The organism is Silvibacterium dinghuense, assembly GCF_004123295.1.
Classification (GTDB): domain Bacteria; phylum Acidobacteriota; class Terriglobia; order Terriglobales; family Acidobacteriaceae; genus Silvibacterium; species Silvibacterium dinghuense.
Genome location: NZ_SDMK01000001.1, coordinates 1,590,082 through 1,616,589, shown reverse-complemented (window position 1 = coordinate 1,616,589; position 26,508 = coordinate 1,590,082). Strand labels below are relative to the sequence as shown.

The window sequence follows — 26,508 nt, the reverse complement described above, 5'->3', positions numbered from 1 at the left end:
GTTAAAAGCTTGACTCAAATGTGTGAAAGCTTTGTTCAAGTTGCCACTGCTGCTGTGCTTTTTCGCTGTGAGAGATAAATTCGGCACATGCACCGCGCGGTGTTTCGTTGCCGGTCTGCCCTGCGCAGGCGGTTACCGGCCGGTCGAGCGTCTCAGGGGTAGAGGACTGCCAGAGGCTTTCGCCAGGCAGGAAGCTGTGCTCGATGCTGGCACGCGCCATCTGTTTCAGGTCTGCATAGGTCAGCGGATACGTCACCGCCGCGCGCACAAATTCATGCGTAAGGTCGATCCGCGAGACGCCTTCGTCGTCGGTCGAAAGCGCCAGAGGCACACCGTATTTCCGGTAGAGCTCGAAGGGATGGTCGTCGCCCTTGATATTCAGGATCACGTCGTTGCTGGTCAGGTTGATTTCAACCAGGACATGCTTCGCGGCCATCGTCTTTAACAGCTCATAGGGACGATCCTCATACATAATGTCCACGCCGTGGCCGATACGCTGGGCTCCGGCTACATCCACCGCCTCGCGGATGTGGAACGTCAGGCCGTCCGGCGGAACCATGCCGGGAGCCAGTTCGCCCGCATGCAGGCTCAGGCGGTTGTTTGTGTAAAGCGGGCGCAGCGCGGCGAGCATGTGCATGTGCAGGCGATAGTCGCGCATGGCGACGTAGTTATCTTCCGGCTGTACAAAGTTCATGCCGACAAAGCGGGGATCGACGGCCATCACCTCGAGGCCTTGCACCACCTGCGCAAACACCGTGGCCGGAGGCATCGCGCGGAGCACCTGGTAAATGTAGCGGATTTCGACCTTGCAGGCAGGCTGCGCGTCCGGCTGGCCGCAGTGCTCGATCCTGCGTCGGTCCGCCTCAGCGGTATCGAGGTTGGCGCGGACTTCGGCAATGCTGCTGCGTATTCCCCCGTCAATCATCTGCTGACGCAGTGCGGCGAAGTCGGGATGATCCCCGGTGAGGCTTGCGGTCATCGGCGCAGCCAGCTTGGCTGCGGCCGAGAAGTCCGGCGTATCCATCAGCTCGAGATACTGCTCGTTCTGCGCGGCGGCGCGGGAGGCTATCTCGTCCAGCCACTCGCCCATGTGGCGCTTGCTGGTGCCGTGGAAGGCGTCGAAGGTATCGAAGAAGTGATCGTGGCCGGAGTCGCCCGCTCGCGGCACAAACGTGCGCATGGAGAAGGTGTCGATCAGGGCATCGTAGAGATGTTGATTCGCAGGGACGGTCGATGCCTCGACCTCGCCCGCCGTGCAGGCCGGTTCGCCGCTACCAGTTGTCGTCGGAGCGGTGAAGTCGAGCTTCCTGGGATCCACGCAGAGGTGATCCTCGCCCGCATCACGAATCCAGGTTTCGGCGTAGATCGCTCCGGAGAGATGGTTGTGCAGGTCGGCCCCCTTGGGCATGCGATAGAGAAAGGCATGCAGAGTAAGGGGACCGTCCTTCTTCGCCTGTTCGAACGCTTTCGCCGTGCGTTGGGCCGCCGGGCTGCCTTCGCGAGTTTGTGCAGGGCGCTCGGCGGCAAACAGTGGCGCGGCAGCGAGCAGCAGAGAAGCGGCAAGGAAGCGGGGGGCGTACATCGGGTCGATCCTCCAGGGCATAACGAAGCGAAGCTGACAGCGCGTCATTCAGGATGAAGCCGGAAAACAGTATGGAGCGCGGTCCAGCTGTCGGCAAAGAGCGAAGTAAGACCGATGGGAAGCTCTCTATGCCATCGGTCAAGTTGCCCTAAGTGTAGGACATGGACGCAGTTGAGGCATCCGGGAAAAAGCATGCAGCCAGGCGGCGCAAGCGCCGGCTTTTGCTATACTGATTCAGGCAGCCTGATTGCCGCCGTGACGCATCATCCCCGGCAGCTGCAGGCCTCCCGCGCGATCCGCCCGGATCGCCCTTGGAACTCCCAAGGCCAGATAGCTCAGTGGTAGAGCGCGGCCCTGAAAAGGCCGGCGTCGGCGGTTCGATCCCGTCTCTGGCCACCACCTGCATTACACCCTTCCGATCAGCGTAATGCTGATTACTTCCAGCCCTGGCCACCATCAGCATTACATCCTTTTTCCCTTCCGCTCGGCGGGGCGAAGACGCCTTTACCGCAAGATTCATTGCGGTTCGGTCGCCTCCGAACAGATCGATGTCCCCGGAAACATCGAAAACCGGGCCATCATCTCCTTCCCTCGGGGTCAAAACCAGCTTTTCGATGTGGTTGGCCAAAATCTGACGGGCTTTGGCCGGTTCGGAATCGAATGCCGCCTTAAAGTCCAGCCCCTTCTGCAGAACAAAATCCCTGATCGATTCCATCGAAAAAGCGATATCCAAGGGCTGGTTTGCCAGCGCCAACTGCTCGTCGATCTTCTCAATTTCGGACTCAATTCCGGCCAGTTGCTGCAGGAGAGTGGTGGAATGCCCCATCTTGGCAATCGCCGAGCCTAGATTCTGGGCCTGCTCCTTCAGTTCCCGACGACGGCCCTGGCGACCTGCCACCTCCCCGGCAGCTTTCAAAGTCTGTTCCTGTAACTCCTTGAGCCGTCTCTGAAGTTCCTCCTGGAACCGGAACAGAGCGTATTCGATGATTTCCGGCTTCGAAGTCCGCTCAGTCAATCCCGCGATCAGCTGAGCCTCCAACCGATCCTGCCGAATCATCAGTCCATTCGAGCATGTCCCGCGGTAGCGATGGCTGGGGCAACCGTACTTCACGTAGGCACGCTTGCCGGAGCCCGTGACGATCACCATCCTTGCTCCACAGACTCCACAGATCATGAAACCGCTGAAGATGTACTTCTTGCTACGTTCGGTTCTGGTGAAGCCGCCTACCTGAGCACTGCTGAACCGCTCCTTTACAAAGCGAATTCTCAACTGGACGCGCTCCCACAATTCGTCGGAAACAATTCTCCATTCCGGCACATCGACTCGCTTCCAGTCGCTCTCCGGTCGCGGTCGGCTCGTCTTGCGTCCAGTTTCCGGGTTGCGTTCCTTCTTCGTCCTGTTCCAGACGAACACCCCGCGATAACGTTCGTTACGTAGCATCTCGTGGAGTGAGGACGTACACCACGCACGGGTCTGTCTATTTCGCGCCGGTTGCGGAGCGGGCACACCTTCTGCATTCAGAGTCTTCGCAATGGTGGTCTGGCTGTTCCCGTTCGCATACATCTCATAGATTCGGCGTACTACCGCAGCTTCCTCTTCGAGGATTTCCAGCTTCACTCCGCTGATCGCAAATCTTCCATACTTTCCACTACGCGTGGGATCTTCGATTGGCACGTTTCGGTACCCGTAACATTTGCCACCGGGCTGAAATCCATTGAGGGCTCGGCCTTCTTGTCCCCGATGAACCTTCTCGCCGAGACTCACCAGAAACTGCTCATCCATCATGCCGTGCAGGGTAAGCAAGGGACGAGATGTCTTTTCGCGGCAATCCAATCTCTGAGCTACCGCATAGATGAACACGCCGTGATACTGAAGACTGTCATTCATCTTCAACACATCCGGTAGATAACGAGCGAGCCGGGAGGTGTCATCCACCAGTAAACAATCGAATGGTGCCGGGGAGATCTTAGAGGCGGCCAGCAACGACTGGAGAGATTCTCGCCCGGCGAGAGTAGCGGCGGACCGCGCTTCATCGTGTCGAACGAAGTTCTCGATAATACTCCAGCCCTGCTGGGCCGCAAACTCCCGGCATCGGCGAAGCTGATCTTCAATGGACGTCAACCTTTGCAGATCCGAAGAAAAGCGAGCGTAAATGGCACAACGAACGGTCGCATTCATGGGGTCGAGTTTAACTCTGTCTGCGGATGTGCTGATAGGTCCTTTTCCTGCAAATTTTCCGCAGGGGAAGGCACATAGAGGCGCAGGAATTCCTCAACGAGATGTGGCACGATCAACTCGTCGATTAAAGCTTTGATGGTCAGATCGTCGCAGCTATCTTTCCATGCCGCATGACCTGTTGTAAGGCTCTGCCGTTTTTTGATTGCTATCTGCGCCATAAGCCGGCCACGTCCAACGTGCAATCGTCTACACGCAGTCGATGCTTTCAAGTTAGGTAGGCTTCTGCACTTTGCCCATTGCAAAATCCGTCAGGGGTGTGCAGGTTCTGCACATCGCTAGATTGAGCGATCGATAGTAGTGCTACTGGCCGGTTTTCATCTATGACACTCACAGTTCGTGGTCTTCGCTGAATTGGGCACGCGCTCGGGGTTTTGCCGGCGTCCTGCGGCACGGCGGGCCTCTGCTTCGCTACGCGTCCTACGGATTTCGGCTTTCAGAAAATCTTTTGCAAAGAGCGCAAAACATTTCCCGAACCTTCCGAAAAAGCGTCCCTTGACCTTGGAAGCCTGACCCACTCGCGTCGCTTCGCGCAGGTGTGCCCCGACTCATCGGGAGACCACACAAGACGGAGTGAAATCATGAACACGAATACGATCCAGCAGCAGCTTCCCAACACAATCCTCAATGGCGATTGCATCGAGAAGATGCGCGAAATGTCCGCTAATAGCGTGGACTTCATTCTCACCGATCCGCCATACCTGGTGAACTTCCGCGATCGCACAGGACGGACATTGCAGAACGATACCAATGCCAACTGGCTCAAGCCCGCGATGAAGGAAGCATATCGGGTGCTCAAGCAGAACCGTCTGATGCTTTGCTTCTATGGCTGGCCGCGCGCGGAAGAGTTTCTCGGAGCGTGGAGGGAGGCTGGATTCCGGCCTGTCGGACATCTGGTATTTCGCAAGTCCTACACGACCAAATCAACTGAGTTCCTGAAGTATCAGCATGAGCAGGCGTATCTGCTGGCGAAGGGCCGGCCAGCAATGATCGGTGGACCGGTCGCGGATGTGCAGCGGCTGCTTTATACGGGCAACAAGCTTCATCCCACCCAGAAAGCTGTGATGTCCCTGGTGCCGATAATCCGCGCCTACTCGCTGCCAGGCGATGTGGTGCTGGATGCGTTCTGTGGCAGTGGATCGACATGCGCAGCAGCATTGCTGACAGGCCGCAAGTACATCGGCATAGAGCTCGACTCCGAGTATTTCAATCAGGCATCGGCTCGGTTATCACGCGTCAAGGAGAGGATCGCAGCAAAGCGGTCCCTCTCCCTCATTCCCGCGTGTGGCTCATGATGCGTGCGTGCCCGCGCGCGTCAAGGCGAGCTTTGCTCGATGCTGTGATTCTCACAGCCTTGACTCACGCATTCCCGCACGTTGTTTGCTGTTCATCGCGGGAATGCGGATGTCTGTGCATTCTGCACCGCCATTCTCATCCGCTGTTCTTTCACAGTCTCCGCGCTCCACACTAACGCTTGTCGCTGTTTCTGTCTGCGAAGCGTTGTTAGCCACGTATCTGTTGACGCTTTCGCTCATCAGGAGCGATGTGCAGAACCTGCACACCCCTGACGGATTTTGCAATGGGCATCCGCCCGTTTCCGTCCTACCTTCGCTCCAGAACGTTGCAGCCGGGAGTGCCCACTCGCCGGAAAAGCACATGAAAGGAGCGTATGAGAATCCCTGTTTCGATTCGATTTCCTTGTTCCCGGCGATGGCGCACCCACGCCCGGAGACTGACTATTCCATCCCTGATGTTCCTCGCGGCATTGCCGGTCTACGCGCAATCGACCGGCAGTGATCCGTGGGACAACGCGGTGAACGTGCTGAAGACCGCATTCACCGGCACCATCGCCACCGGCCTTTCGCTGGTCGCCATCGTTGTGGGCGGATTGATGTTCGCTTACGGCGAAGGTCAGTCGAAAAAGATGCTCGCCGGGATCGTGTTCGGCATCGGCATGGCGGTCGGCGCGGTCAATTTCCTCGCCTGGTTGTTCCCGTCGTAATCCACTGACGGCAAGCTTCAACCAGCACGCACAAATGACTGATAGGAAGGAGGATAGCACATGGCAGAGGGCGGTCCACGACAGAACACAGTTTATAAGGCGATGAACCGCCCACTGACCGTACTCGGCGCAGAACGAAGGCTATTCTTTGTCGCGCTGATTGCCGGAGGCTCGGTCTTCTCCCTGATGCACTCGCTCGTCGGTGGCATTGTTCTTTTCGTTGTTGGCGTCATCATCGCCCGCATCGCCACGAAGCATGATGTCGAGATCCTGCGCGTGCTCTTCAACTCCAGCAAGTTTCGCCGCCGTTACGACCCAATGAAAAACGATCTCGTGGCAATCACCGTGAGGAGACGCGATGGTCAGAGTTGACACGATCACGAAGGACTGGAAAGACGCAGGCTCGTTTCCCGCACAAGTCAACCTGTACGGCTTCTGGGACAGCTCTGCATTCCTGACCAAATCCGGCGATCTCGGCACTGTGTTGAAGATCGGAGGCATCGATTATGAAAGCCTCGACCACACAGGCCGCGACTATGCCGTCAAGCGCCTCGAAGCAGCATTGCGCTCGCTCGATGACAGGTGCCGTCTCTATCAAATCCTGTTCAAGCACAACCGGCCTGAGATACCGCATGCCGAGTATGACAATCCGCTCGTCCGCGCCGCTGTCGAGCAGCGCGCGGCCTTCCTTCAATCGAAGGCAGACCGGCTCTACAGTATCGAAATCTTCTGGGTCTTAATGGTGGACGGAAGCTACCAGAAGAGCGGCCTGCTGCATGCCCTCGCGCAACTGCCGAAGCAGCCGCGCTCGTCGCTGCGCGACATCCGCGCTCTGCTCTCGGGCAGTAAAGAACGCACGCTGATCTATGAGCAGATAGAGCGCGACCGGCTGCGGCTGCAACAAAAAGTTCAGAGCTTGAGTGGGCAGCTTAACGACCTGATGACGGTCACGCTGCCAGGGGCGGAAGAGACGTTCCGCATACTGCGTCGTCTCGTTAATTTCCGCCCCTCCAAGATTCAGGATGCGCGGCTGTACAGCACGCGCGAGATCGACTATCAGCTATGCGATTCGGAACTGGAGGCGCACCGCGGTTACCTCCGCATGGACGATGACTACGTCCGCGTTCTCACTCTGAAAGAGATGCCGTCCGAGACGCGGCCCCTGATCCTGCAGGGCCTCCTCGACGTTCCGGCCAACTTTCATGTCATCACCGAATGGCATCCGGTCGACAACGCCAGAGCGCGGAAAGAGATCGCCTCACGCCGCCGACACCACCACAACTCGAAGACCAGTTTTGTTTCAAACCTTCAGGACCGGCAGAATACCGGCCCGAAGGATGAGTTGGTCGATGATTCGAAGGAAGCAGCCATCGCCCAGCTTGGCTCCGCACTAACGGCATTGGGTATGGAGGGAAAGAACTTCGGGGAGTTCACACTGTCCGTTGTTGTTCATGACGAGGACCGAGCTAAGGTCGAACACGCCGTCGCAGAGTTTCAAAAGCTGTTCACGCAACATGACGGTCTGCTCTACGAGGAACGCTATAACCTCCTCAATGCGTTCTTTGCGACGATCCCAGGCAATCGGCAGTTCAACCTGCGCAAGCAGTGGGCACTTAATTCCAACTATGCCGACCTGTCGTTCCTGTTCACCATTGATAGCGGTTCGCAGTGGAACTCTCAACTCGATCAGGAATATCTGGCCGTCCTTGAATCCATGCACGGCACCCCTTACTACCTGAACCTGCACTGGGGCGATGTGCCCAATGCGTTCATCCTCGGCGCTATCGGGAGTGGCAAATCGTTTACGACCAATTTCATCATCCAGTCAGCACAGAAATACAATCCGCTGACCTTCGTCTTCGATCTCGGCGCCAGCTACCAAATGCTGACGCGGTCCTTCGGCGGGAGCTATCTCAACGTCGGCCTGAAAGACCCGGGCTTCAGTATTAATCCATTCTCACTGGAGCCGACACACGAGAACCAGAATTTTCTTTATCTCTTCCTGCGCGTGCTCATCGAGGCGGGCGGTCGCTACGACCTTACGCCGGAGGATGAAAAGGCACTCTTTGCAGGCATCGAGCGCGCGTACAAGCTGCCGCGCGAGATTCGGACGTTAACTAATTTCGCATCCATCCTCGGGCCTCTGGGTGAACGCCTGCACCGCTGGTTGCAATCAGGCCAGTTCGGATACCTCTTTGACAATGTCGACGACACGCTGACATTCTCACGCTTTCAGACCTTCAACTTCGATGGTTGGGACAAGTACCCGGACGTCCTGGAGCCGATGCTGTTTTATCTCCTGCAGCGCGCGGCCTCGGAAATCGAAAAGAAGCAGAACATCGCAACCTTCAAACTCTTCGTCATCGACGAGGCGTGGATCTTCTTCAAGCGGCAGATTATTCACGACTGGGTCATGCGAGCTGAAAAGACGTGGAGGAAGCTGAACGCCTCCATGATCCTGACCACGCAGTCAATGATCGAGCTGGTCTCGAACAACCTCGTGCAACTGGTCAACGAGTCCTGCCCCAGCCGGATCTTCCTTGCTAATCCCGGCATTGATCGCAAGCTCTATGCCGAAGCCTTCCAGCTCAACGACACCGATCTCGAACTGCTCGAATCGCTGGTGCCCAAGCGCGATCTGCTCTTCAAGCAACCGCAGTATGCCAAGAAACTCCGGCTCTCTGTTGACCCATTGAGCTATTGGATGGCGACCAACACGCCTCGCGACAACATCCGCCGGCAGGAATACTTTGCCCGCTTCGGACCGGGGCAGGGACTCCTGCGTCTGGTCCAGGACTACCCCAACCCCACACAACCAGAGGTGAACTGATGAACCGCGCTCCCATCTTTCAGCTGGTGCTCGGCCTGGTTGCGACCGTCGCCCACGGTCAGCAATCAGCCCGCATCGTCCACTACCACTCAAACGACATCGTCAGCGTGCGCGCGAAGATGCGCTACACCACATTGATCCAGTTACCCGCCACGGAGAAAATCCTGCAGGTTGCCACCGGCGACAAGGACTTCTGGATCATCGATACAGTTGGCAACTACTGCTTCCTCCATCCGGCGAAGGAAGACATCCACTCCAATCTCAACCTGATTACCGATAAAGGAACGGTCTACTCGTTCACTCTCGACGATGACGAGTCCTCCGAACCTGACCTGAAGGTGGTGATCGAGCCGAGTGATCCGTCCTCCATCGCCGCCACTAACGGAGCTGACAAGCTGGTGCCTGCATCGGCAGTCACAACTGCGCAACAACAGGCGCTGGCTGCACAACACCATGCGGCCCAGGCCATCGAAGAGTTCCGTGCCAACTATCCGACTGCTGCCCTGAAGTTCGATTACGCCTACAAAAGCGACGAGCCGTTCCAGGTCTCCGCGATTTATCACGACGACAAGTTCACCTACATCAAGTCGTCGGCCTCGGAAAAGTTCTCCGTCTATGAAGTGAAAGACGGCAAGCCCGACCTCATCAACTACCAGCTCACCGATGGCACCTACGTTATTCCCGAAGTCGTCGAAAAAGGCTACCTCGAAATCGGTAAACACAGGCTCACCTTCGAGCGGAAAGCGAAGTAGGTGCGCCGATGGCAGACGAAAAACAAATCCCTACACTCACGCCAGAGCAGGAAAGCCTGCCCCAAGCTCCCACAGTCCATGACCGGCGCAGACTACCCGAAGGGGTCGTGCCCAGGCAGGCGCAGGGCTATGTCGTCGCGGGGCTGGCGGTCCTGATTTTGATGGCGGTGATGTTCTCGAAGAACCATCCGAAGCCAACGCCTGCATCCACTGGTCCGACATCCCCCACCGCATCCACAGACGTCAACCAGCGAAAGATACAGGAACTGGAGCAGGACCTTACTGCCGACCAACGCCAGAGTGAGCAGCAGGCCCAGACACAGAAGTCCGGTATTCCGGCTTCACCGGGAACAAATGCGGCGATGACAGCCGCTAATCAGACGAGTGGCGTAGCTCCTGCTACGCAGTTGCCGCCACCGTCTGAGACGCCGCGTGATCCCATTGCGGATGCAGAAAAGGCCCTCGCTTTCAAGGCGCGCTTTGCCTCGAATCTCGTCTCCGGCAATGACACTATCCCCGGAGCCGCATCTTCTTCTGCGCCACCCACTGCAGGCACAGGCAATGCAGACAAGTCCGCCGCTCCATCCACCATGCCTACCTCGCTTCACTCTGACGCCGATGCGAAGCATCCGCCAGAAGTGAACGTCAACTCTGCTCACGGCCAGCCCTATGTGCTCTTCGAGGGGACCACCATCGACACAAGTCTGGTGAATCGTCTCGATGGTGAGTTCGTTGGGTCGGTCAAGGTTATGGTGACGAATCCCGTCTACAGCCGGGACCGCCAGCATGTGCTCATCCCCGAAGGCACGTTCATTCTTGGGAATGCGCAGAAGGTCTCCGGCTTCGGCCAGAAGCGCCTTGCCGTCGCCTTCCACCGCATGATCATGCCGGATGGCTACAACGTCGATCTCGACCAGTTCCGCGGTCTCGATCAGGCTGGTGAGACAGGCCTGAAAGACAAGGTCAACAACCACTACCTCGAAATCTTCGGCGCAAGCATCGCGCTCGGCATCATTGCGGGCGCAGCCCAAGCGACGACGGACTCCGGTTATGAGGAGAACGGTTCCAGTATGTACCGGCAGGGCATGGCCGAAAGCCTCGCCGCCTCCGGCGCCAACGTCCTCGACAAGTTCATCAACATACCGCCCACCATCACCATCCGCGAAGGCCACCGCATCAAGATTTACCTCACGCAGGACATGCTTCTGCCTGCGTATGAGAACCACGACATGCCAGGGGTGATGTGATGCGCCTTGTGTTGCTCGCGCTTCTCGGCGTGCTCTTGGTTGGCTGCGCCTCCCCTTCGCCGCCGAAGAAGCCCTCCCTATCGGTACACCATCAACGCGCCAACGCTCCCGCTCGGCGCAAAGACAAAGGAGCCATCGTGAAAACACTGAGATCACTCGTTCCTCTCGCAATTCTCGCGCTCGCGCCCCTGGCGCACGCACAGTTCGGCTCGGGCATCGTCTATGACCCGACACAAAGCGCCCACGCCATCCAGCAAATCGAGCAGGGATCGCAGAGCCTTCAGACAGCCGAGCAGATTTATACGACTGCTTACCGGACGATGAATCAGGTCATCGCGGCCTACAACCTTGCTTACCAGATGTCGCAGATGCCGCAGAATCTGGCCGCGCGATACAAGTCCGATTTCTCCATGTGGACGAGTTTTTCGTCCGCCTCGGCACCCAACACCTACGGCAACACCTCGGCATGGATCAATGCGCTCGATCTCGGCAACCCCGCCCGTGCGACGTCTGCGTATAACTCTTCTGTCATTCAGTTGCAGAGTTATCCCGGCAGTGCAATGTCTTCTCAGGATGCAACCACGCAGGCGGCCATCCAGAACCAGTACGCCAGCTCGCAGATTGGGCAGGCGACACTGACCAACTCGCTCTCCACGCTCGGCACCATTCGCTCGGACTCGCAGACCTTCCAGCAGAAACTGGCCAATCTCGAATCGGATACCTATTCGACCGATCCCTCGCAGCAGAGCTCGAATGCTCTGCTCGGCAAGATCAACTCCGCGACCATGCTGCAGATTCATTCGCAGCAGGACACCAATCAGATTCTCGCTGCGGATGCCGCGCAACGCGCGCTTGATGAGAAAGAAAAGCTCGATGAGCGTAACCGGCTCATCAACCAGTCCATTTACTTTCAGCAGAACTTTCCCAATGTCATGCAACAGACGACCGGAGGCATCACCACGTCCCTCCAGTCCATCTCTCTCAGCCCCAGCGGAAGGTAATCCATGCCCCAGAACTATCTCACCTTCCTGTCACAGGCCATCAGCCAGTTGCTCCAGGCAAACAGCCCGACACTACAGGCCACGGGACTCGATATCTTCCGTGGCCTGGCCCTGATCCTGATCGTCTGGTTCGGCGTGAAGTCCGCCCTGTCCGCCTCGCAGGGACATGGTGGCGGATTTCACTTCGCCAAATTTGCCGACCTGATCCTGATGATCTCGTTCGGCTTCGGCATGCTCACCTATTATTCAACGCCGCTGCCGGGCACCAGTTACAGCTTCTCGGACCTCATCACAAAAGAGGCTATCCAGCTTTCGGCGCAGATCCAATCGGACAACACGCAGCAGATCGTCGATTCGATCTCAGCCGCAGAACAACAGCTCGGCGATCCGCCCGGCCTATTCAGCATGCACGAAGAATTCATCTGGCTTATCGCCAGAATTGCGCTGGCGATCATGCAGGCGTTCGTCTTCGCCGTGATTGCTTACGGCTACGTCGCCACCGCCGTGTGCGTCCTGATCGGCCCGATTTTTATTCCGTGGTTCATCGTGCCCAAGCTCGACTGGCTCTTCTGGGGATGGCTGAAGGCATTTATCGGCTTCAGCTTCTACCAGGTCGTTGCGTCAGCCTTTATCTTCGTCTTCTCGAAGGTGGTCATCGGCATGTTCAAAGTCATCGGCACGCTCAGTCTCTCGAATATCGCAACTCTGCTGCCAGCATTGCTGACGCTCACTTTCGTTTGCGTCTACGGCCTCCACAAGATACCGGAGCTGACCGCCTCGATCCTCAGCGGACGCGCCGGTACATGGGTTGACCTCGACAGGAAATAACCGCTATGGCAAAGACATCGTTCACCACCACCGAAGCCGGGCACAGGTTCCTCGAGCTTTACGCCGAGCCTGTCGTGACCAATACCTACCTGAAGATCGCTCTGCTCGTGCTCTCCATCGTCGCGCTCGCTTTGCTTGCGCTCCTCTGGCGAGCCGAGACGGCTGCCTCGCGGCTGAAGCCGCTTGTCATCGCGGTCTACGACATCGGACGCGGCCAGGTAATGAACTACGCTGACTTCTCCAAAATTCCTGTCGAGCGAGTGAGCAAATACTACCTCGCCCGCTGGTGTGAGCTTTACTACGGACGCAACCATGCGACGCTGCAGCGCGACTTCTCGCAGTCGTTAAGTTTCCTCTCCGATCCGTTGCAGTCGGCAACGCTGGCAAAGGTCAACCAGCAGAAGACGCTCCAAAACTTCCTGCTCGATCCCGGTCAGCTCAATGTCGACATCGAGATTGATGCGGTTGTACTGGAAGACACCAGGCAGACCCCTTATCGCGCCCAAGTCGAGTTTCAAAAGGTCTTCCGCTCACCCGGCGACGGACAGGAACAGCGGCGCGAACGCTGGACAGCAAATGTGATTTACAGCTTCCGCGATCAGGTTCCCAACAACATGCTGCTCGTCAATCCGCTCGGTCTTGTCATCAGCTACGTCCATGAAGACCAGGCATTCGGGAGTTAAGTGCGATGCGACCGAAGAAGCAAATCCCGCTCTATTGCGCCGACCGCGAACTGCTTTCAACTACTGCGTTCGCACTCCGTCTGCAGCCTTATGAGGTCACCGCGATCGACGATAGCCGGAGCGCCGCTGCCGTCATGATGGCAGGTAGCCTTGAGCTGGTCTGCGGAGTTCTGATCCATGCAAAACAGGGTGACCTCGCGGGCAGGTTAATCCACCGCCTACTTGAATCGGATCTGCAGATTCCTCTGCTGCTGGTGGACCGCGCAGGCGACCTTGCACCCGTCCGCTATGCGGACATGGTGCTCTACGGCCGTAATACCTCGATGACCCATATCCTCGGCGCCCTAAATGTGCTCTGCACACGGAAACGCGGACCTCGGAGTGCGGCATGAGGTATCTCTCCGTATGCTCCGGGATTGAAGCCGTCTCGGTTGCATGGCAACCACTCGGCTGGCAGCCTGCCATGTTCGCGGAGATCGATCCCTTCTGCTGCTGGCTGCTGCGCTCGTGCTATCGCGCATCGCGGCCTGTGTTCATGCCCAGACCACACGATGCGCCGGATCGCAAAGAAGCCAAGCGTCGCGCGGCAGCCATTCGCAACATCGTTGCTCTGCCTGCCGATGGCGACGTCATCAATGCAGGCGACTTCACAAAGATAGGTAAAGAGGATGTGGGAGCAATCGACCTTCTGGCCGGAGGAACACCTTGCCAGTCTTTCTCCATCGCCGGTAACCGAGCGGGACTGGATGATCCGCGTGGCAACCTCACCATCGAGTTTGCTCGACTTGCTGATCGACTCAGGCCCCTATGGGTGGTTTGGGAGAACGTCCCCGGCGTCCTGTCGATCGACGGAGGACGGACGTTTGGAGCCTTCCTCCGAATGCTGGTCGAGTGCGGGTATGGGATCGCCTACCGAATTCTTAACGCTGAGTATTTCGGAGTACCCCAACGACGGCGACGCGTCTTCGTTGTCGGATGTGCTGGAGACTGGCGAGCTGCCGCGGCGGTATTACTTAACAGGTCGAGCCTGTCGGGGAATCCTCCGCCGCGCCGAGAAACGCGGAAAGACATTGCCCCCACCCTTAGCGCACGCGCTCATGGCGGTGGCGGCCCAGGAACCGACTTCGACCTCAATGGTGGCCTGATCACTTCGACCGACGACATCTCCCACTGTCTAAATGCCGGGGGCATGGGACGGCAGGATTATGAGACCGAAACGCTGATCGCGCATTCGCTTTCCGCCGATGGCTTCGATGCCAGCGAGGACGGCACCGGACGTGGTGTGCCAATGGTGCCCGTCGCCATCATGACAGCGCACACACAATCGAACGGCAGCGGCGTCTCCGATGATATTGCGCACACTCTGGAGAGCGCCGTGGCCCAAGCAGTCGCATTCAATCTGCGCGGCAGAGAGGGCGGGGCGATGCCGGAAACGTCTGACACGGCCAGCGTGCGCGCTGCCTCTGGCGGAAGCACCAACAGCTATATTGCCTTCTCCGCGAAAAACTATGGAGCGGATGTGGATGATGTCGCGCCCACGCTCCGCGGCATGGGCCACGACCGAAGCCATGCCAACGGGGGAGGCCCGATTGCCGTGGCGATCAGCACGAACCAGCGCGGCGAAGTTCGGGAGCGCAACGTACACGGAAGTCTCACCGGCACGCGAAGCGGCAAGCAGCTCGATGCTGTCCTACAGCATCCCATCGCTTCGCCATTAACCGCGTCCTACGCGAGGCAGGCCGACAGCTCCGATACCAGCTATGGTCCGCCGAATCTATTGCATTCGCAGATGGCCGTGCGTCGTCTGACTCCACGCGAGTGTGAGCGCCTACAGGGATTTCCCGACGACTACACCCTGGTTGAATACCGTGGCAGGCTTGCTGCCGACGGGCCACGCTACAAGGCACTCGGCAACTCGATGGCTGTTCCGGTCATGCGCTGGATCGGAGAACGCATCGCAGCCGTCGATTCCATCCTCCATGACCAGCTCGGTGTCGGGAGGAAGTCGTGAGTCATCGGACATCTATACAGACGATGCTGACGCGCACCTCCCAATTGATGCGTGGAGACGGCTTGCTTCATGTCCTTGACCCCGTCGAGCGTACACCAGACGTCTCACCTTTACACCGATCGTCTTTCTTCAGGCCCTCGGCATCGTGGCAGGCCGACTACGATGCTGCAAGCCTGACCGTGCGGTTTACTCACGCTCTGCTTTTGCAGCCGGTCTTGGTGGCGAGTAGCTACAAAGTCTGGTCTGGTGTGATTGCATCGGCATCTTCAACCGGCACCCTTCAGACAGATGTTTCCGTAGAGCGCCAATTCTCCCGTATTTTCCCTGCTCACCCTCGGTCACTCGCTCGGTGCTTGTCCCGCGCTCTGCGGCACGGCACGGCTCTGCTTTTTCGGCTTTCAGAAAATCTTTTCGGCAAATCTCCGCACAGAACGCGGACGAAAAGATTCTCCGAACCTTCCGAAAATGCGCCGTTTGGCCTTGGGAGCGGGGCACACTCGCGTCGCTTCGCGCAGGAGTGTCCCGAGGGTAATTCGGGCAAATACACCAAGGAGAAATGACATGGCACTCTACGAAAACGAACAGAAACTGAAGGGCTATGTCGGCAAGGACGCCGAGAGCTTCGCAACCAAAAACCAGACGACCTTCGTGGTCTTCTCGCTGGCCACCAAGACCGGCTACAAGGACAAGCAGACGAACGAGTGGGTGAACCACACCGAGTGGCACCGCATCGTCGCTTTTGGCAAACCCGCCGATTACGCGAAGGGCCTGGAGAAAGGCGATTACGTCGAGGTGATTGGTGAGACGCGCAGCACACAGCGCGAGTTGGTGGTTGTCAAGGACAAGAAGCAGATCAAGATCAAGGTCCGCGATTGGGAGGTGCGAGCCAGCATCGTCAAGAAGCTGGCGAAGCCTGAGAGCTCACGCGAGGAAAATCTCGACGCCGAGCCGATCACGGAGGACGACGCGGCTTAGGCCGCGTTGTCCTCCCTCGGGAGGTGCAATCATGACAACTCTCTTCGAGAGCAGTGTGAAAATCCGCGGCTTCCTCGGTCGCGATGCCGAGATTCATGCCTCTGAGCCCATCACAGACGGTGCCTACGTTGTCCTGCATGTAGCGACTATGCGCGGCACATGGGACATCGCGCTTAATGAATGGAATCCACGAATCGACTGGCACCGGATCGTATGCGAGGGACCGTGGTTCTGTGGTTTCCTCCGTGGCATGAGACGCGGCGAGTATCTCGAAATCGAGGCAGAGATGCGTGAGATTGAGGAGGTCCGCATCGTCGTCGTTGGCGGCCAAAATTACCCAGTTAAGCGCATGACCACTGCCATCTTCGCCGTTCATGTCCAGCGGCTGGATCGTCCCTTGTGGGTTGTCGATTCAGGCGACAGCGACTGACGTTGTGACGCCCGATTTTGCGGGAGGTAGGCACCTCTCCGCTTATGTTCCATCAATGTCGCTCTTTCAGAGCGGCGGAAAGGATCGAGATGATCGCCAACGCAGTCTTTGTAGCCACGCTAATCTTCCTCGCACTCGGTTTCTGGTCGATGCACGAGCTGCGCTTCCTCGTGCCCTGGCGCAGTCTCATCCTGCGCACCTGCCTCCAGAGCATCGCGCTCTATTGCGCTCTGCTGTTTGCCAACATCCTCGGCCTGACCATCTGGATCGAGCGCAAGTTCTTCTTGCGCGATACGGGCCGTAAGTTACGTCACCTCGATCAGGAAATACATACCGGACAGAGCGAGCTATCCGCGGAAATCCTCGCTCAGTTCGGGGATGAAGAGGAGCGATAGTCATGCAGAGTGAAGACCAATATCTCGAACGCACACCTGACTTGGTGGCGAAGGTCCGCGCAATGCGGGAAGCAGCGCAGAAAGAGATGAATCGCTTCACTCGCTTGTCCGACTACGACGTGCGTCGTGTCGTCGGACACGGCCCAAAGCCTGCGCCTGTTTCTGCCGAAACCGGCGTAACGGCTCCGGCCAGTGAACGCCCGAAGAGGTCTTCCGGCAAATCGGTATCAGGGCAAGCGGTGTTGGAGTTCGCGCCTCCTCCTGCGGAACGCGGTACTGATGGAGAAGACGAATGAGGCTGGACATCCCACAGGAACAGCCTCGCCGTCGTGAGGGAGATATCTCTTCTCCCACAACTGGTGATGCGCGTGCGCTTGGGCGCCGCGTACCCGAAAATCCCGTCCATCAACATCTGCACTCGCGAGACGAACACTCTGCCGACACTCGCAGAAGCCGCCAGCCGGTAAAGAAGAAACGCCATGAACCTTCCCATGACATTCCGCGTGAGCGCTGCCGTCCTGTTGCCTCGGCAGACCCGCGCCGTCCGGCGCGTGCCGCCGGCAACGTCGTCGGTCTGGAACTTCGCCCCGAAGAGAAACAACTCCTGCGCGAAGCTGGTCGCTTCCGCGTCGTCCGCACAGCGGATCTCCGCGAGACGCTTTACAACGGCAAGGCACGACCGCTTGAAAACGATCTGAAATACCTCCGCGACAAGGGCCTCATCGAGACCCAACACGTCAACCTTCGCCGCGATGGGCGTAGGCGAACGATCGAGCGCGTCGAGGTCGTCACGCTTACGAAAGCTGGCCGCCGTCTCCTTATTAAGGATGGAGACTTGCTCAAAGACCAGAAGGTCTATGCAGGGCTGGTAAAGCCGCGTGAAGTTGAGCATGATTCTCAGATCTACCGGGCATACCGGAAAGAAGCCGAACGTATCGAGCGCAGCGGGGGCACAAATCTTCGGGTCCGTCTGGACTTCGAAATCAAGGCCGATATCCAGAAAGATATCTATGCCGCGCGGAAGGCTGCCCCGACGCGGGAGATGGCTGAGATCAAAAATGAAGTCGCTGCTCGGCATGAGCTGCCGTTCGTCAACGGGAAGATTCAGATCCCGGACGCCCGCATCGATTACGACCTGCCACGCGATCCAGACAACGACATCGATCAGGGCTCACGCACCGGCCACCAGGACATTGAGGTTCTGACCGCCGCCTACCACGCCGGTCATCTGCGCTCCAAGGCGCAGGCCGGCTTCCGCAACTACGCCTCGTCTGCCGATCGCTCTTCGCTGACCGCGAAGATCGAGGACGACAGCCACCTTATGGAGAACATTCTGGACCTATGACGCTGGACCACGATCCCATCGCTTCGCTTCAATCCATCGGCTACCTGGAACGAGAAGCCTCGTTCCTCTATCTGGTTGCCGTTCACTCCGGTTACTTCCTGAGCAGGCAGTTCTCCCGATTCGTGAACTGGCGAAGTGGCGCACTCTCCACCCGCTTTCTCGAAAAAGCAAACCGCCTCCACCACATCCATGTCATCGAATGCGGTCGTGGACATCACATTTATCACCTGACCTCGAAGCCGGTCTACGCCGCGTTAGGGCGGCAGGATTCGCAGAACCGCCGCATCAAAGGTGACGCCCACATCAAGTCCCGGCTGATGGTGCTTGACTTCATCCTCTCCAATCTTCACGCCAATGTCCTCGAAGACGAGGCCAACAAGGTCGACTTCTTCACCACCCAGTGTGGCATCGCCCACAAGGTCTTGCCGCATAGCTATGTCGAGCGACCGCTCTATTTCCCCGATGGCTATCCCATTCTCGTCACAAACGCTGGCGTCCCCACGTTTACGTTTTTCGATGAAGGCCAGGTCACTGCGAGTCGCTTTGAGCGTTTCCTCACGCAATATCAGCGTCTGTTTGAAGCGATCGGTGAGTTTGAGCTGATGTATGTGGCCGACACGGAAAACAACTCCACACGCGCTACGGTCACGTTCAACCGGTTTCTGCCTGCGGATCGGCTGCGTGGCGTCACGTCGCTGACACCGATGGGGGTCGAGCATTTTCTCGAATACCTCGCGGCCAGCCAACGGTACGAGACAAAGGGCGGCATCACAGGCGCCCGCGATCTCGAAGTCCTGCGCGAGGGAGAGCACCTGTACACAACGCTCGAACATCGCGCACTTCAGGCAGCGTGGAATAACCAGAGCACCACCGTCGACAGAATCCGGCAGAGATTCATGCAAAAGCCTCTGCGTGCAACCTTCACTACGGTCGTTCTTCCATACAGCTATCCCATCTACAGCCTGCGCCAGAAGCCATCCGTCCAGCAGGGTGAGGATACACGTCACGAGACACGCGACCAAACACAAACGGAGGCACATTAGTCATGCAGCTGCAACGATTTGCATCAAGTCGCAGGGTCAGGGAGGGGTGTGTGGTGGGGGCGGGAGCGACCCCAGGTGCTCCGCACCTTATCGCGTCGGCGTTACGCCGCGCTGGTCGCTCCCGCCCCCTCTGCCACGTACCAACTCTGGGCTCAACCGAGTATCTGATTCAGTCGAGCCCTGTACCTGACCCAGACCAAAACGAGTACCAACTCCGGCCCGATGACGGCCAGAAAGGAAACCGACAATGAGCAAATTCAAGATCGAACATGGAGCGAGCAAGGTCAATCTCGTCCTGCTCAAGACCAACATTGAGGACACCATCTCGCAGGACATCGACCTGCTGGCGAGCTGGTCGAACAACGAGCGCAGGTTCGTTATCAACGAGCTGCTGCGCTTTGCGCTGGCCCAGGAAGAGGACTTCCAGAAGCACAAGGCCAGCTCTGTTGTGAATCCTGCGCGGCCTGCCAGCATTGCGAAGCCTTCAACTCTGACAGCTAAGCCAACCAGCGACGCAGTACCGAAATCTGACTCGCTGGTTTCGACACGCGCGTAGCGAGGTATCGGTCATGCGAATCAAACCTCGTCTTCAAAACATCGTTCGACCATTGGTGGAGAACCGCTTCCTGCTCTCGCTTGGGCTCAGCGTAGCTTGTGGCATCGTCTTCACCAGCAGCTTTCCACTCAATACTGCAAGCCAGTTCCTGCGCCTGATTGAGTTGGAGCGGCCTCCGGTCTTTCGTGCGATTGTGTGGAGCTACGGCCTCTTCCTGTACTCGACACCGTTCCTGGCCTGCTCCATGATCTTCTCGCTGCTGTATGTCCACCTATATAGGAGTGACCGGGATATGGCAGCCGGAGCATTACCTCCGTATCCCGATCCACGGACCCGTGCAGATCTTTCTTTGGTTATCGGCGAAGTCCATCGTCAGCTCGTTCCGGCACCGAGTCCTGGCCCGCGATGGCTTTCGATTTCAGAACGTGGTCTGTACACGGGAATTGCGGCCTTCGGTTCTATCGGCAGTGGCAAGACCTATGGACTGATTCTTCCGGCGATGCGCCAGTTATTCGCGTATCACGCAGATGATCCGGAACGAAAGCTCTCGGGTATCGTCCTCGAAGTCAAAGGCGATCTCTGCCGGCAGCTTCAGCGCATCCTGAAGTGGTGCGGGCGCGAACGGGACTACGTCGAGGTTTCGCTCGACGGCGACATCCGTTACAACCCGCTCAACAACTCGCTCGATCCCTACGCCCAGGCATTCAATATCGCGTCCATCATTACCTCGATCTGGGGCAAGGGCAAAGAGCCGTTCTGGCAGCAGTCCTACACCGACCTTGTCCGGTACGTGATCCTGCTCCACCGTATCCGCGATGGGTATCTGACGATGGTCGACCTCTTCCGCACAGTGATCAGCGCCGGTGCACTTGAGTCCATGCTCGTTGAAGTCGGCGCACGCTTCAGTACGACCAGCTACATCGGTATCGGCAGGGATGCATATCAAATATATGAGACTCTGCTCTCGCCTCTTGGCTTTGAGTGGAACAAGGATGTGGACCTTTATTTGATCGTCTGGACGGAAGCCCTCGAAGATCTGCTGACCCAGGAAACATCGGCCACCTTCGATATCTTGACCCGCAAACTGCACCCGCTGGAGCAGCGCCAACGCTTTGAAAGCATCGACTATTGGTACTGGGAACACTGGAAATTTTTCCGTTCTGAAGTCAAAACCTCGATCATTCAGGGCATCGCCGTGTTCCTGTCCCTGTTCGAGACCGATCCCGATGTGCGTCGTGTGTTCTGCCCGCCAAAGGACCTTTATGAAGGCAAACCCTGTGCTGATGATCCGCATGGGCGCGTTCTGCCGCCCTTCGAGGCATTGATCGAAACGGGCGCCGTCGTCGGGCTGAACTTTCCCGTAGCTCTCAATCCCGCGCTGGCCAAAACCATTGGCACGATGATGAAGATCGACTACCAGCGTGCCGTGCAGTTGCGCATCCCAAAGATGGACAAATACCCAACCCGGCACTTCCGACCGACCGTATTCATCTGCGACGAATACCAGAACTTCGCTACCGTTGGAGCCGACAATCCTACGGGTGACGAACGCTGGCTCTCGTTATCCCGCCAGCCGAAGTGCATCCCCATCGTGGCCACCCAGAGCGTGTCGAGCCTCAAAGACGCGCTGCCCAATGAAGGCGTTAAGACCCTGCTGCAGGCACTGCGCAATAAAGTCTTCCTAACCACCACCGACCCGGAGACGGCCCGGTACGCATCTGAGCTGTGCGGCAAGGCGGACCGCACGCGTATCAGCTACACGGTTTCCGAGTCCAGCAACAACGCCAACGTGGGCTGGCTCAGTGGCCGCACCTCGTCCAGCAAAGGTTCCGTCTCGGCCTCCAAGCAATACCAGAAACATAAGGAGCCACTCTTCGAGGAGAAGGTCTTCTTCGATCTCAAGAACGCGCAGTCGGTTGTGGTCGCTTTCGACGGAGTGAGTCCGCTGCCGCCCACCTATTGCTATCTCAAGCCAGATTTCCTGCCTGTCACGATGAGCTGGTTTGAGCAGGAACGAATTGGATTCGATCCAGAGAGGATTCAAGCGTGAGCTTTGAAGTCATCATCCCGTTCCTGAAGCCAATTGAGGACCTACTGGCATCCGCTACCATTTCCGAAATTATGGTCAATCCAGATTCTTCCGTCTGGATCGAAGAAGCAGGCCAGGTCAGGCTCATGCCCGAGATCTCCTTCGAAGACGGTGCGCTCCAAACCGGACTCGAAGTGATTGCCAACCGTTTCGGCAAGAAGCTGGACGTTGATTCGCCGATTCTGAACCTGCGGCTTCCCGATGGCAGCCGACTCGCGGCGATGATCCCACCTGTTGTTAACCCACGTCCATTAATGACGATCCGAAAATTTACCACCAGAGGATATAAGTTAGCCGACCTGATTAAGGCCGGAATGCTGACTGAGGATCAGGCAGCGACCTTGACCGAGGCCGTAGAGAGCGGACAGAACATCCTGATCGCGGGTGCAACGGGCAGTGGGAAATCCACTCTACTCGGGACGCTTGCCGATGCCATCCCTGACCATGAGCGCATTTTGCTCATTGAAGACACCGCTGAACTGCATTTACGCAAGCCGCATGTCGTTTCCGCGGAGTCTCAGACGGACACACACCATAGCCGGATTACATTTGATGATCTTCTAAAGGCGGTACTCAGGCATCGGCCTGACCGCATCATTGTCGGAGAAGTGCGTGGCCCCGAAGCGCGGACTCTTCTGGACGCCATGAACACCGGCCACCGAGGAACTCTGGCGACAATTCATGCCAGCAGTTCTGAGGAAGCGATCTACCGGCTGGCTTTGTTGACGATCCGTAACACGACAAACCTCGTCCTCGCAACGGCAGAGGACGAGATACGCCGATGCATTGATCTGGTTGTCTTTATTCGGCGGGATCGTGGTCGTCGGTATGTACACGATGTCCGCACAATTAGTTCAGCAATTTGACTTTTCCATCAGGTGTCTTCGTGAAACCATGAAGAATGCGGCCATTGCTGTCCAGATGGCGAAGTGCAATCTGTCTTTCGGTTACGGAGAGATGACTGAAGCCATACACCTTCTGCGCATACGGTCCGCGCTGTGACTGATCGACCTTTAGGTTGTACAAATCCGCACCGCCGCCACCCGAGAGAAAGAAGCTCGTTGGATGATTCTCGAATTCGAGATGCTGCAGGTCGTGGTCGTGACCCGCGAGGTATAGATGCACGTTGTATTTTCGAAACAATGGGTCCCAATCTCTGATGAGAACATGGTGGTCCCCATGTGGGCCATCCGAATAGATAGGGTGGTGTCCCATCACCGCAAGGAAGGGCGTCGTGCGCTGCCGTTGCAACTCCGCTTCGAGCCACGCAAGTTGCTCCGTTTGCTGCTGCGGCGTCAGGGTGAAATCCCGTCCGTGGCTTGTGGTGCCATCTGCATACGGCATGTTGCTGTCGAGCGCGAGACAAGTAATCAGGGGAAGCTTTGCCGGAAACTCAAAGCGATACCATAGCGACGGCATGGTCCAGCGTGTCGGACCTGCACTGGTCTTGCCGACACGAGCATATTCCAACTCCGCAACTACTTTGCTGTCGGGCCACCGTTGATAATCGTGGTTGCCAGGGATGGAGTAGGCGGGGCACGCAAACACGTCGGCAGGGTACATCTCTTCAAATTGGCTCTGCCAGCGGGCAGAGCTAATGCCGCCATCGAGTGCGCCATACCAGCTATCGCCTAGCAAAAGCAAAGCCTGCACCTGTGCCGCCGCGCATACTGACGCATTCCCACAGCCACAGCGGACTGGGCGGAATGGTCGCCGTCTGCTCCCCAATCCCCAATCATCAGGAGGTCCGCTGTCGCGTACTCAAATGACAATGCGGTGCCGGGAATGGCAACCGATCCGAGCGCAGCTAATGCGCTGAACGCAAAACTCTGCCTTAGAAAGCGCCGGCGATTCATCAGTGGAGAAGTTGAATCAGGAACATGCATAGAAGCCTTAATCTCCGTCGCGTTCAACGCTTCCTACAAGCCAAAGGGCTCATACCGAACACGCCATTACTGTCTGGACTTGACGCAATATGCTGGTTCGTCTGGATGACTGCTTCTCTGCATGTCACATAATCCCTCCCACCGCCTGTACTGCTCGGCTTTGGCAGGTACAGGGTCTTCATAACCTTGAAGCCAAAATCGGAACCAATCTACCGAGCCACCCTGCGAAGCCATGCGCACTGCTGGATTTGTCAATATGTGTTCGTCTGTATGGAGCAACACAAGGTCGGTTGGCTTATGTAGGTAACGCAGGGCTGCGTAAGGCTCCCACATGCTTAATAAGCTTGCCTCTCCCTCACCCACAACCATTAGAGGGGCGTTTATATTCTGCATTTTGAATTCCGGAGAATGATCAATCCATTTCTGTAGTCCGCTACCAAATGGTTGTGTCTTGTATATTCCTTCAGACTCGCGCTCCACCGCATTGTGGTTTAAATCGACAGCTAATAAATATTGCCAATAGCCATAATCAACACCATCGGTAATAGACGCAGCCTTGAAACGTAGACGGCTAGAAGTCAACGCTTCTAGAATGTAATAGCAAGTACGGCTAAAACCGATTATCCCAATCCTTTGGGGATCGACCATCTTATCTGCCTCTAACTGTTTCACTGCCGCTTCGTATCCGCGAACATTGCAAGGAGCCTCATCTGCAGTATTGCTAGCGTGGACCGGACATCCCAGAACTTGCAGGACCATGATTCCTGCGCCCGCGAACGTTCGCGCTGCAAAAGCAGTTGACATCGTTCCGCTGGGCAGGAATGCTTTTTCGTTGAAACCGTGGGTCTGAATGACTAATGGATAGCGTTGGCCTGGAATGTAATTTGTTGGCTCGTATAGCCCACCTACCCACTGATTTCCAGCATCATCTTTCCAGTGATAAACAACGGCGTCTCGAGTGTTAATAGTTTTCAATTGGGGGTTGGGGTCCCAAATTACATGAGATAAACCTGTTTGCGGATCTCTCGCCACCAACACTGGGGGCGTGTTGAGCCCTTCCTGAATCAAAAGATCCAAGGCCAATGCGGTTGTCGCGACCGGCTTATCAGAGCTTCGTTTCCATTTTCCTGAATCTATCGAGAATACCCGGGTACCCTTCGACTGGTCGTAATGTCGGTAGTACATCGATAGGGTCGAACCGGTGAAGTTGAGCTTATCGATAAAGAAATAATCAGGATTTGGTGCTCCGTCCGCGTCGTGAGATGCCCTGATGGGTTCCAGACACTGAACCGTGCCTCCGACTACATCGGCTATGGCTAAACAAGGTGCTCGATACTCATCGCGGAAGTTTCCATGTGAGACGAATGTACTAGGCAATGCCAGGAACTTTCCATCTTTTGACCATGCCAATGCTGCGAGCCCGCCTGCTACCCAATGAGCAGATCTTCCAGTGGGCGCGTTCGTTACCAGGTCTATTTTCCTTGTGCGCAAATTTATTATTGCGTATTGGCTCACGCCTGTATCCGAATCAGGCTCTTCATGGATCGTGTGTATACGGTGGGGATCATCTTTCGTAGGTGCGGGATAGAGACTCTCCCACTCTATCGGCACTTCGTTTATCGGTAAGGCTGTCGCAACGGTATCCCCGTCTGGGGACAAGGCCAACGACTGCTGTCCTTCATCATAAAGAATCACTGGACGGTGAGAAGAGAGGGACACTACCGGATGTGGATGTCCATTGGTGGACGCCCAAAGCTCGCTCCGGTCATTCCACGCTGCATTGTAATCGGAGAACAATAGATTGGTGAAAGATTGTCCCGTAACGTCCATAGCAGGCGCAGAGTTTTCTTGTTTTGGACGCTTCTGCCCGTCCGCCCTGCGAACTGTGTAGACGTAATGTATAGCGCTACGGATATCGAAGGCCACAACATCCTGACCCTTTGTGGAAAGCATTCGTGGGTGGGAATCCTTCAGCCCCATCCACATCAGTTGGTCTTTGCCGTGCTCGTCCTTGAGCAAGAAGGCAAATCCTTTCGAGTCGCATGACCAACGGATATTCGAGATTAGAACCCCTTTTGAGTAGGTCTCCTCACGGAGGATTCTCAATGGCTGAGGTAAGGCTGTCTGATGCGAAGAATTGACAAATGTGCGCAATACCGTCATGTCATATATGCGAAGTTCGTCCTCAAGGCGGTTTTGTGCCAGTAAGCCTCGTTGGAGGCGCACTGCGACGAACGATCCATCTGGTGAAATTGCAATTGGTGGTTTATTTGAAAGCGGGTCAAAGAACTGGGCTACTTCAATGTCGTCAGCCACTGTAAACTGCCGCAATTGTTTTTCGTGGCCATCGGCGGAAGCATCTAGCGTCGCGCACGCGAAAACAGTTGCCAAAATCAGCACCGTTGCTCTGACACGTAACTGCATGTGTTGGCCAGCATGTGCCTGGCACAACAAGAGCCAAGTTCTTCGACTGAGTTCTGCGAGATTCATCGTTTGTCCTGTTGCGTTACAACCTGAGCGCTGAACGCGAACTGTATTTCAAAGCAAACCCCATGGGGCGTTTGTGAAAGCAAGCGGGGTAGTAGTAGTTCTACAACTGCCAGAGCACACAAGATCG

25 protein-coding genes, 1 tRNA gene and 1 pseudogene are annotated in these 26,508 nt (G+C 56.9%); 22 read left to right on the top strand and 5 right to left on the bottom strand.

The annotated features are described in order from the left end of the window. Position 1: 1 nt before the first annotated feature. The gene (locus ESZ00_RS06420) at positions 2-1,582 is read right to left on the bottom strand and encodes an adenosine deaminase family protein (RefSeq protein WP_204520158.1); all 1,581 of its coding nucleotides are present in this window, start codon (positions 1,580-1,582) and stop codon (positions 2-4) included. A gap of 324 nt (positions 1,583-1,906) precedes the next feature. Here ESZ00_RS06420 and ESZ00_RS06415 point away from each other — a divergent pair. Continuing rightward, positions 1,907-1,981: transfer RNA gene (locus tag ESZ00_RS06415), tRNA-Phe, on the top strand. Between the two features lie 28 nt (positions 1,982-2,009). Further along, the gene (locus tag ESZ00_RS06410; protein WP_129207298.1) at positions 2,010-2,429 is read left to right on the top strand and encodes a hypothetical protein; all 420 of its coding nucleotides are present in this window, start codon (positions 2,010-2,012) and stop codon (positions 2,427-2,429) included. A 180-nt stretch (positions 2,430-2,609) separates the two neighbouring features. On the opposite strand, the pseudogene ESZ00_RS20455 reads toward ESZ00_RS06410, so the two are convergent. Beyond that, positions 2,610-3,761 (bottom strand): annotated as a pseudogene (locus tag ESZ00_RS20455) (recombinase family protein); the annotation flags it as partial. Continuing rightward, entirely contained in the window at positions 3,758-3,979 is a 222-nt protein-coding gene (locus ESZ00_RS06395; protein ID WP_129207297.1) for a hypothetical protein, read from the bottom strand. The pseudogene ESZ00_RS20455 and the gene ESZ00_RS06395, both read right to left, overlap by 4 nt. Before the next feature lie 420 nt (positions 3,980-4,399). On the opposite strand from ESZ00_RS06395, the gene ESZ00_RS06390 reads away from it, so the two are divergent. The 20 genes from ESZ00_RS06390 to ESZ00_RS06295 all read left to right on the top strand — a co-directional run bounded on the left by ESZ00_RS06390 (position 4,400) and on the right by ESZ00_RS06295 (position 22,871). Beyond that, complete coding sequence (locus ESZ00_RS06390) at positions 4,400-5,113, top strand: DNA methyltransferase (protein ID WP_129207296.1); 714 nt, start codon at positions 4,400-4,402, stop codon at positions 5,111-5,113. Positions 5,114-5,487: 374 nt separating this feature from the next. Beyond that, entirely contained in the window at positions 5,488-5,820 is a 333-nt protein-coding gene (locus tag ESZ00_RS06385) for a TrbC/VirB2 family type IV secretion system protein (protein ID WP_129207295.1), read from the top strand. 60 nt (positions 5,821-5,880) lie between these two features. Beyond that, the gene (locus tag ESZ00_RS06380; protein ID WP_129207294.1) at positions 5,881-6,192 is read left to right on the top strand and encodes a VirB3 family type IV secretion system protein; all 312 of its coding nucleotides are present in this window, start codon (positions 5,881-5,883) and stop codon (positions 6,190-6,192) included. A 190-nt stretch (positions 6,193-6,382) separates the two neighbouring features. Next, entirely contained in the window at positions 6,383-8,650 is a 2,268-nt protein-coding gene (locus ESZ00_RS06375; RefSeq protein ID WP_164981370.1) for a VirB4 family type IV secretion system protein, read from the top strand. After that, positions 8,650-9,402 (top strand): TrbG/VirB9 family P-type conjugative transfer protein, encoded by a 753-nt coding sequence (locus ESZ00_RS06370; protein WP_129207292.1) that lies wholly within the window; start codon positions 8,650-8,652, stop codon positions 9,400-9,402. Before ESZ00_RS06375 ends, ESZ00_RS06370 begins: the two co-directional genes overlap by 1 nt. 8 nt (positions 9,403-9,410) lie before the next feature. Beyond that, positions 9,411-10,649, top strand: coding sequence for a TrbI/VirB10 family protein (locus ESZ00_RS06365; protein WP_129207291.1), 1,239 nt, complete (start codon positions 9,411-9,413; stop codon positions 10,647-10,649). 137 nt (positions 10,650-10,786) lie between these two features. Next, positions 10,787-11,650, top strand: a complete 864-nt coding sequence (locus ESZ00_RS06360; RefSeq protein ID WP_129207290.1) for a hypothetical protein — start codon at positions 10,787-10,789, stop codon at positions 11,648-11,650. A gap of 3 nt (positions 11,651-11,653) precedes the next feature. Then, positions 11,654-12,478, top strand: a complete 825-nt coding sequence (locus tag ESZ00_RS06355; protein WP_129207289.1) for a type IV secretion system protein — start codon at positions 11,654-11,656, stop codon at positions 12,476-12,478. Between the two features lie 5 nt (positions 12,479-12,483). After that, complete coding sequence (locus ESZ00_RS06350) at positions 12,484-13,161, top strand: VirB8/TrbF family protein (protein ID WP_129207288.1); 678 nt, start codon at positions 12,484-12,486, stop codon at positions 13,159-13,161. Positions 13,162-13,166: 5 nt separating this feature from the next. Next, complete coding sequence (locus tag ESZ00_RS06345; RefSeq protein ID WP_129207287.1) at positions 13,167-13,553, top strand: hypothetical protein; 387 nt, start codon at positions 13,167-13,169, stop codon at positions 13,551-13,553. A 71-nt stretch (positions 13,554-13,624) separates the two neighbouring features. After that, positions 13,625-15,172, top strand: coding sequence for a DNA cytosine methyltransferase (locus ESZ00_RS06340; protein WP_204520157.1), 1,548 nt, complete (start codon positions 13,625-13,627; stop codon positions 15,170-15,172). Positions 15,173-15,733: 561 nt separating this feature from the next. Further along, entirely contained in the window at positions 15,734-16,147 is a 414-nt protein-coding gene (locus ESZ00_RS06335) for a single-stranded DNA-binding protein (RefSeq protein WP_129207285.1), read from the top strand. A 31-nt stretch (positions 16,148-16,178) separates the two neighbouring features. Beyond that, on the top strand, positions 16,179-16,577 hold the full coding sequence (locus ESZ00_RS06330; RefSeq protein ID WP_129207284.1) for a hypothetical protein: 399 nt from the start codon (positions 16,179-16,181) through the stop codon (positions 16,575-16,577). Between the two features lie 89 nt (positions 16,578-16,666). Next, positions 16,667-16,972: a hypothetical protein gene (locus ESZ00_RS06325; protein WP_129207283.1), complete on the top strand. Its 306-nt coding sequence runs from the start codon at positions 16,667-16,669 to the stop codon at positions 16,970-16,972. A 2-nt stretch (positions 16,973-16,974) separates the two neighbouring features. Then, positions 16,975-17,268, top strand: a complete 294-nt coding sequence (locus tag ESZ00_RS06320; protein WP_129207282.1) for a hypothetical protein — start codon at positions 16,975-16,977, stop codon at positions 17,266-17,268. Further along, the gene (locus ESZ00_RS06315) at positions 17,265-18,317 is read left to right on the top strand and encodes a hypothetical protein (protein WP_129207281.1); all 1,053 of its coding nucleotides are present in this window, start codon (positions 17,265-17,267) and stop codon (positions 18,315-18,317) included. Before ESZ00_RS06320 ends, ESZ00_RS06315 begins: the two co-directional genes overlap by 4 nt. Continuing rightward, positions 18,314-19,360, top strand: coding sequence for a hypothetical protein (locus ESZ00_RS06310; protein WP_129207280.1), 1,047 nt, complete (start codon positions 18,314-18,316; stop codon positions 19,358-19,360). Before ESZ00_RS06315 ends, ESZ00_RS06310 begins: the two co-directional genes overlap by 4 nt. 247 nt (positions 19,361-19,607) lie before the next feature. After that, on the top strand, positions 19,608-19,916 hold the full coding sequence (locus ESZ00_RS06305; RefSeq protein WP_129207279.1) for a hypothetical protein: 309 nt from the start codon (positions 19,608-19,610) through the stop codon (positions 19,914-19,916). Between the two features lie 292 nt (positions 19,917-20,208). Next, complete coding sequence (locus ESZ00_RS06300; RefSeq protein ID WP_164981369.1) at positions 20,209-21,966, top strand: type IV secretory system conjugative DNA transfer family protein; 1,758 nt, start codon at positions 20,209-20,211, stop codon at positions 21,964-21,966. Then, positions 21,963-22,871 (top strand): TadA family conjugal transfer-associated ATPase, encoded by a 909-nt coding sequence (locus ESZ00_RS06295; protein WP_129207277.1) that lies wholly within the window; start codon positions 21,963-21,965, stop codon positions 22,869-22,871. Before ESZ00_RS06300 ends, ESZ00_RS06295 begins: the two co-directional genes overlap by 4 nt. Here the strand turns inward: ESZ00_RS06295 and ESZ00_RS06290 are convergent. After that, positions 22,855-23,658: a metallophosphoesterase gene (locus ESZ00_RS06290; RefSeq protein WP_229740996.1), complete on the bottom strand. Its 804-nt coding sequence runs from the start codon at positions 23,656-23,658 to the stop codon at positions 22,855-22,857. The two genes, ESZ00_RS06295 and ESZ00_RS06290, sit on opposite strands and share 17 nt — an antisense overlap. A 299-nt stretch (positions 23,659-23,957) precedes the next feature. Beyond that, the gene (locus ESZ00_RS06285; protein ID WP_129207276.1) at positions 23,958-26,381 is read right to left on the bottom strand and encodes a hypothetical protein; all 2,424 of its coding nucleotides are present in this window, start codon (positions 26,379-26,381) and stop codon (positions 23,958-23,960) included. Positions 26,382-26,508 lie beyond the last annotated feature (127 nt).

Excerpts from the sequence above, each read along its gene's own strand:
- ESZ00_RS06345 (WP_129207287.1), top strand. The coding sequence starts at position 13,167 with ATGCGACCGAAGAAGCAAATCCCGCTCTATTGCGCCGACCGCGAACTG.
- ESZ00_RS06340 (WP_204520157.1), top strand. The coding sequence starts at position 13,625 with ATGTTCGCGGAGATCGATCCCTTCTGCTGCTGGCTGCTGCGCTCGTGC.
- ESZ00_RS06390 (WP_129207296.1), top strand. The coding sequence starts at position 4,400 with ATGAACACGAATACGATCCAGCAGCAGCTTCCCAACACAATCCTCAAT.
- ESZ00_RS06395 (WP_129207297.1), bottom strand. The coding sequence starts at position 3,979 with ATGGCGCAGATAGCAATCAAAAAACGGCAGAGCCTTACAACAGGTCAT.
- ESZ00_RS06285 (WP_129207276.1), bottom strand. The coding sequence starts at position 26,381 with ATGAATCTCGCAGAACTCAGTCGAAGAACTTGGCTCTTGTTGTGCCAG.
- ESZ00_RS06410 (WP_129207298.1), top strand. The coding sequence starts at position 2,010 with ATGCTGATTACTTCCAGCCCTGGCCACCATCAGCATTACATCCTTTTT.
- ESZ00_RS06330 (WP_129207284.1), top strand. The coding sequence starts at position 16,179 with ATGACAACTCTCTTCGAGAGCAGTGTGAAAATCCGCGGCTTCCTCGGT.
- ESZ00_RS06300 (WP_164981369.1), top strand. The coding sequence starts at position 20,209 with ATGGCAGCCGGAGCATTACCTCCGTATCCCGATCCACGGACCCGTGCA.
- ESZ00_RS06320 (WP_129207282.1), top strand. The coding sequence starts at position 16,975 with ATGCAGAGTGAAGACCAATATCTCGAACGCACACCTGACTTGGTGGCG.
- ESZ00_RS06350 (WP_129207288.1), top strand. The coding sequence starts at position 12,484 with ATGGCAAAGACATCGTTCACCACCACCGAAGCCGGGCACAGGTTCCTC.
- ESZ00_RS06335 (WP_129207285.1), top strand. The coding sequence starts at position 15,734 with ATGGCACTCTACGAAAACGAACAGAAACTGAAGGGCTATGTCGGCAAG.
- ESZ00_RS06420 (WP_204520158.1), bottom strand. The coding sequence starts at position 1,582 with ATGTACGCCCCCCGCTTCCTTGCCGCTTCTCTGCTGCTCGCTGCCGCG.
- ESZ00_RS06370 (WP_129207292.1), top strand. The coding sequence starts at position 8,650 with ATGAACCGCGCTCCCATCTTTCAGCTGGTGCTCGGCCTGGTTGCGACC.
- ESZ00_RS06380 (WP_129207294.1), top strand. The coding sequence starts at position 5,881 with ATGGCAGAGGGCGGTCCACGACAGAACACAGTTTATAAGGCGATGAAC.
- ESZ00_RS06310 (WP_129207280.1), top strand. The coding sequence starts at position 18,314 with ATGACGCTGGACCACGATCCCATCGCTTCGCTTCAATCCATCGGCTAC.
- ESZ00_RS06325 (WP_129207283.1), top strand. The coding sequence starts at position 16,667 with ATGATCGCCAACGCAGTCTTTGTAGCCACGCTAATCTTCCTCGCACTC.
- ESZ00_RS06315 (WP_129207281.1), top strand. The coding sequence starts at position 17,265 with ATGAGGCTGGACATCCCACAGGAACAGCCTCGCCGTCGTGAGGGAGAT.
- ESZ00_RS06365 (WP_129207291.1), top strand. The coding sequence starts at position 9,411 with ATGGCAGACGAAAAACAAATCCCTACACTCACGCCAGAGCAGGAAAGC.
- ESZ00_RS06385 (WP_129207295.1), top strand. The coding sequence starts at position 5,488 with ATGAGAATCCCTGTTTCGATTCGATTTCCTTGTTCCCGGCGATGGCGC.
- ESZ00_RS06355 (WP_129207289.1), top strand. The coding sequence starts at position 11,654 with ATGCCCCAGAACTATCTCACCTTCCTGTCACAGGCCATCAGCCAGTTG.
- ESZ00_RS06305 (WP_129207279.1), top strand. The coding sequence starts at position 19,608 with ATGAGCAAATTCAAGATCGAACATGGAGCGAGCAAGGTCAATCTCGTC.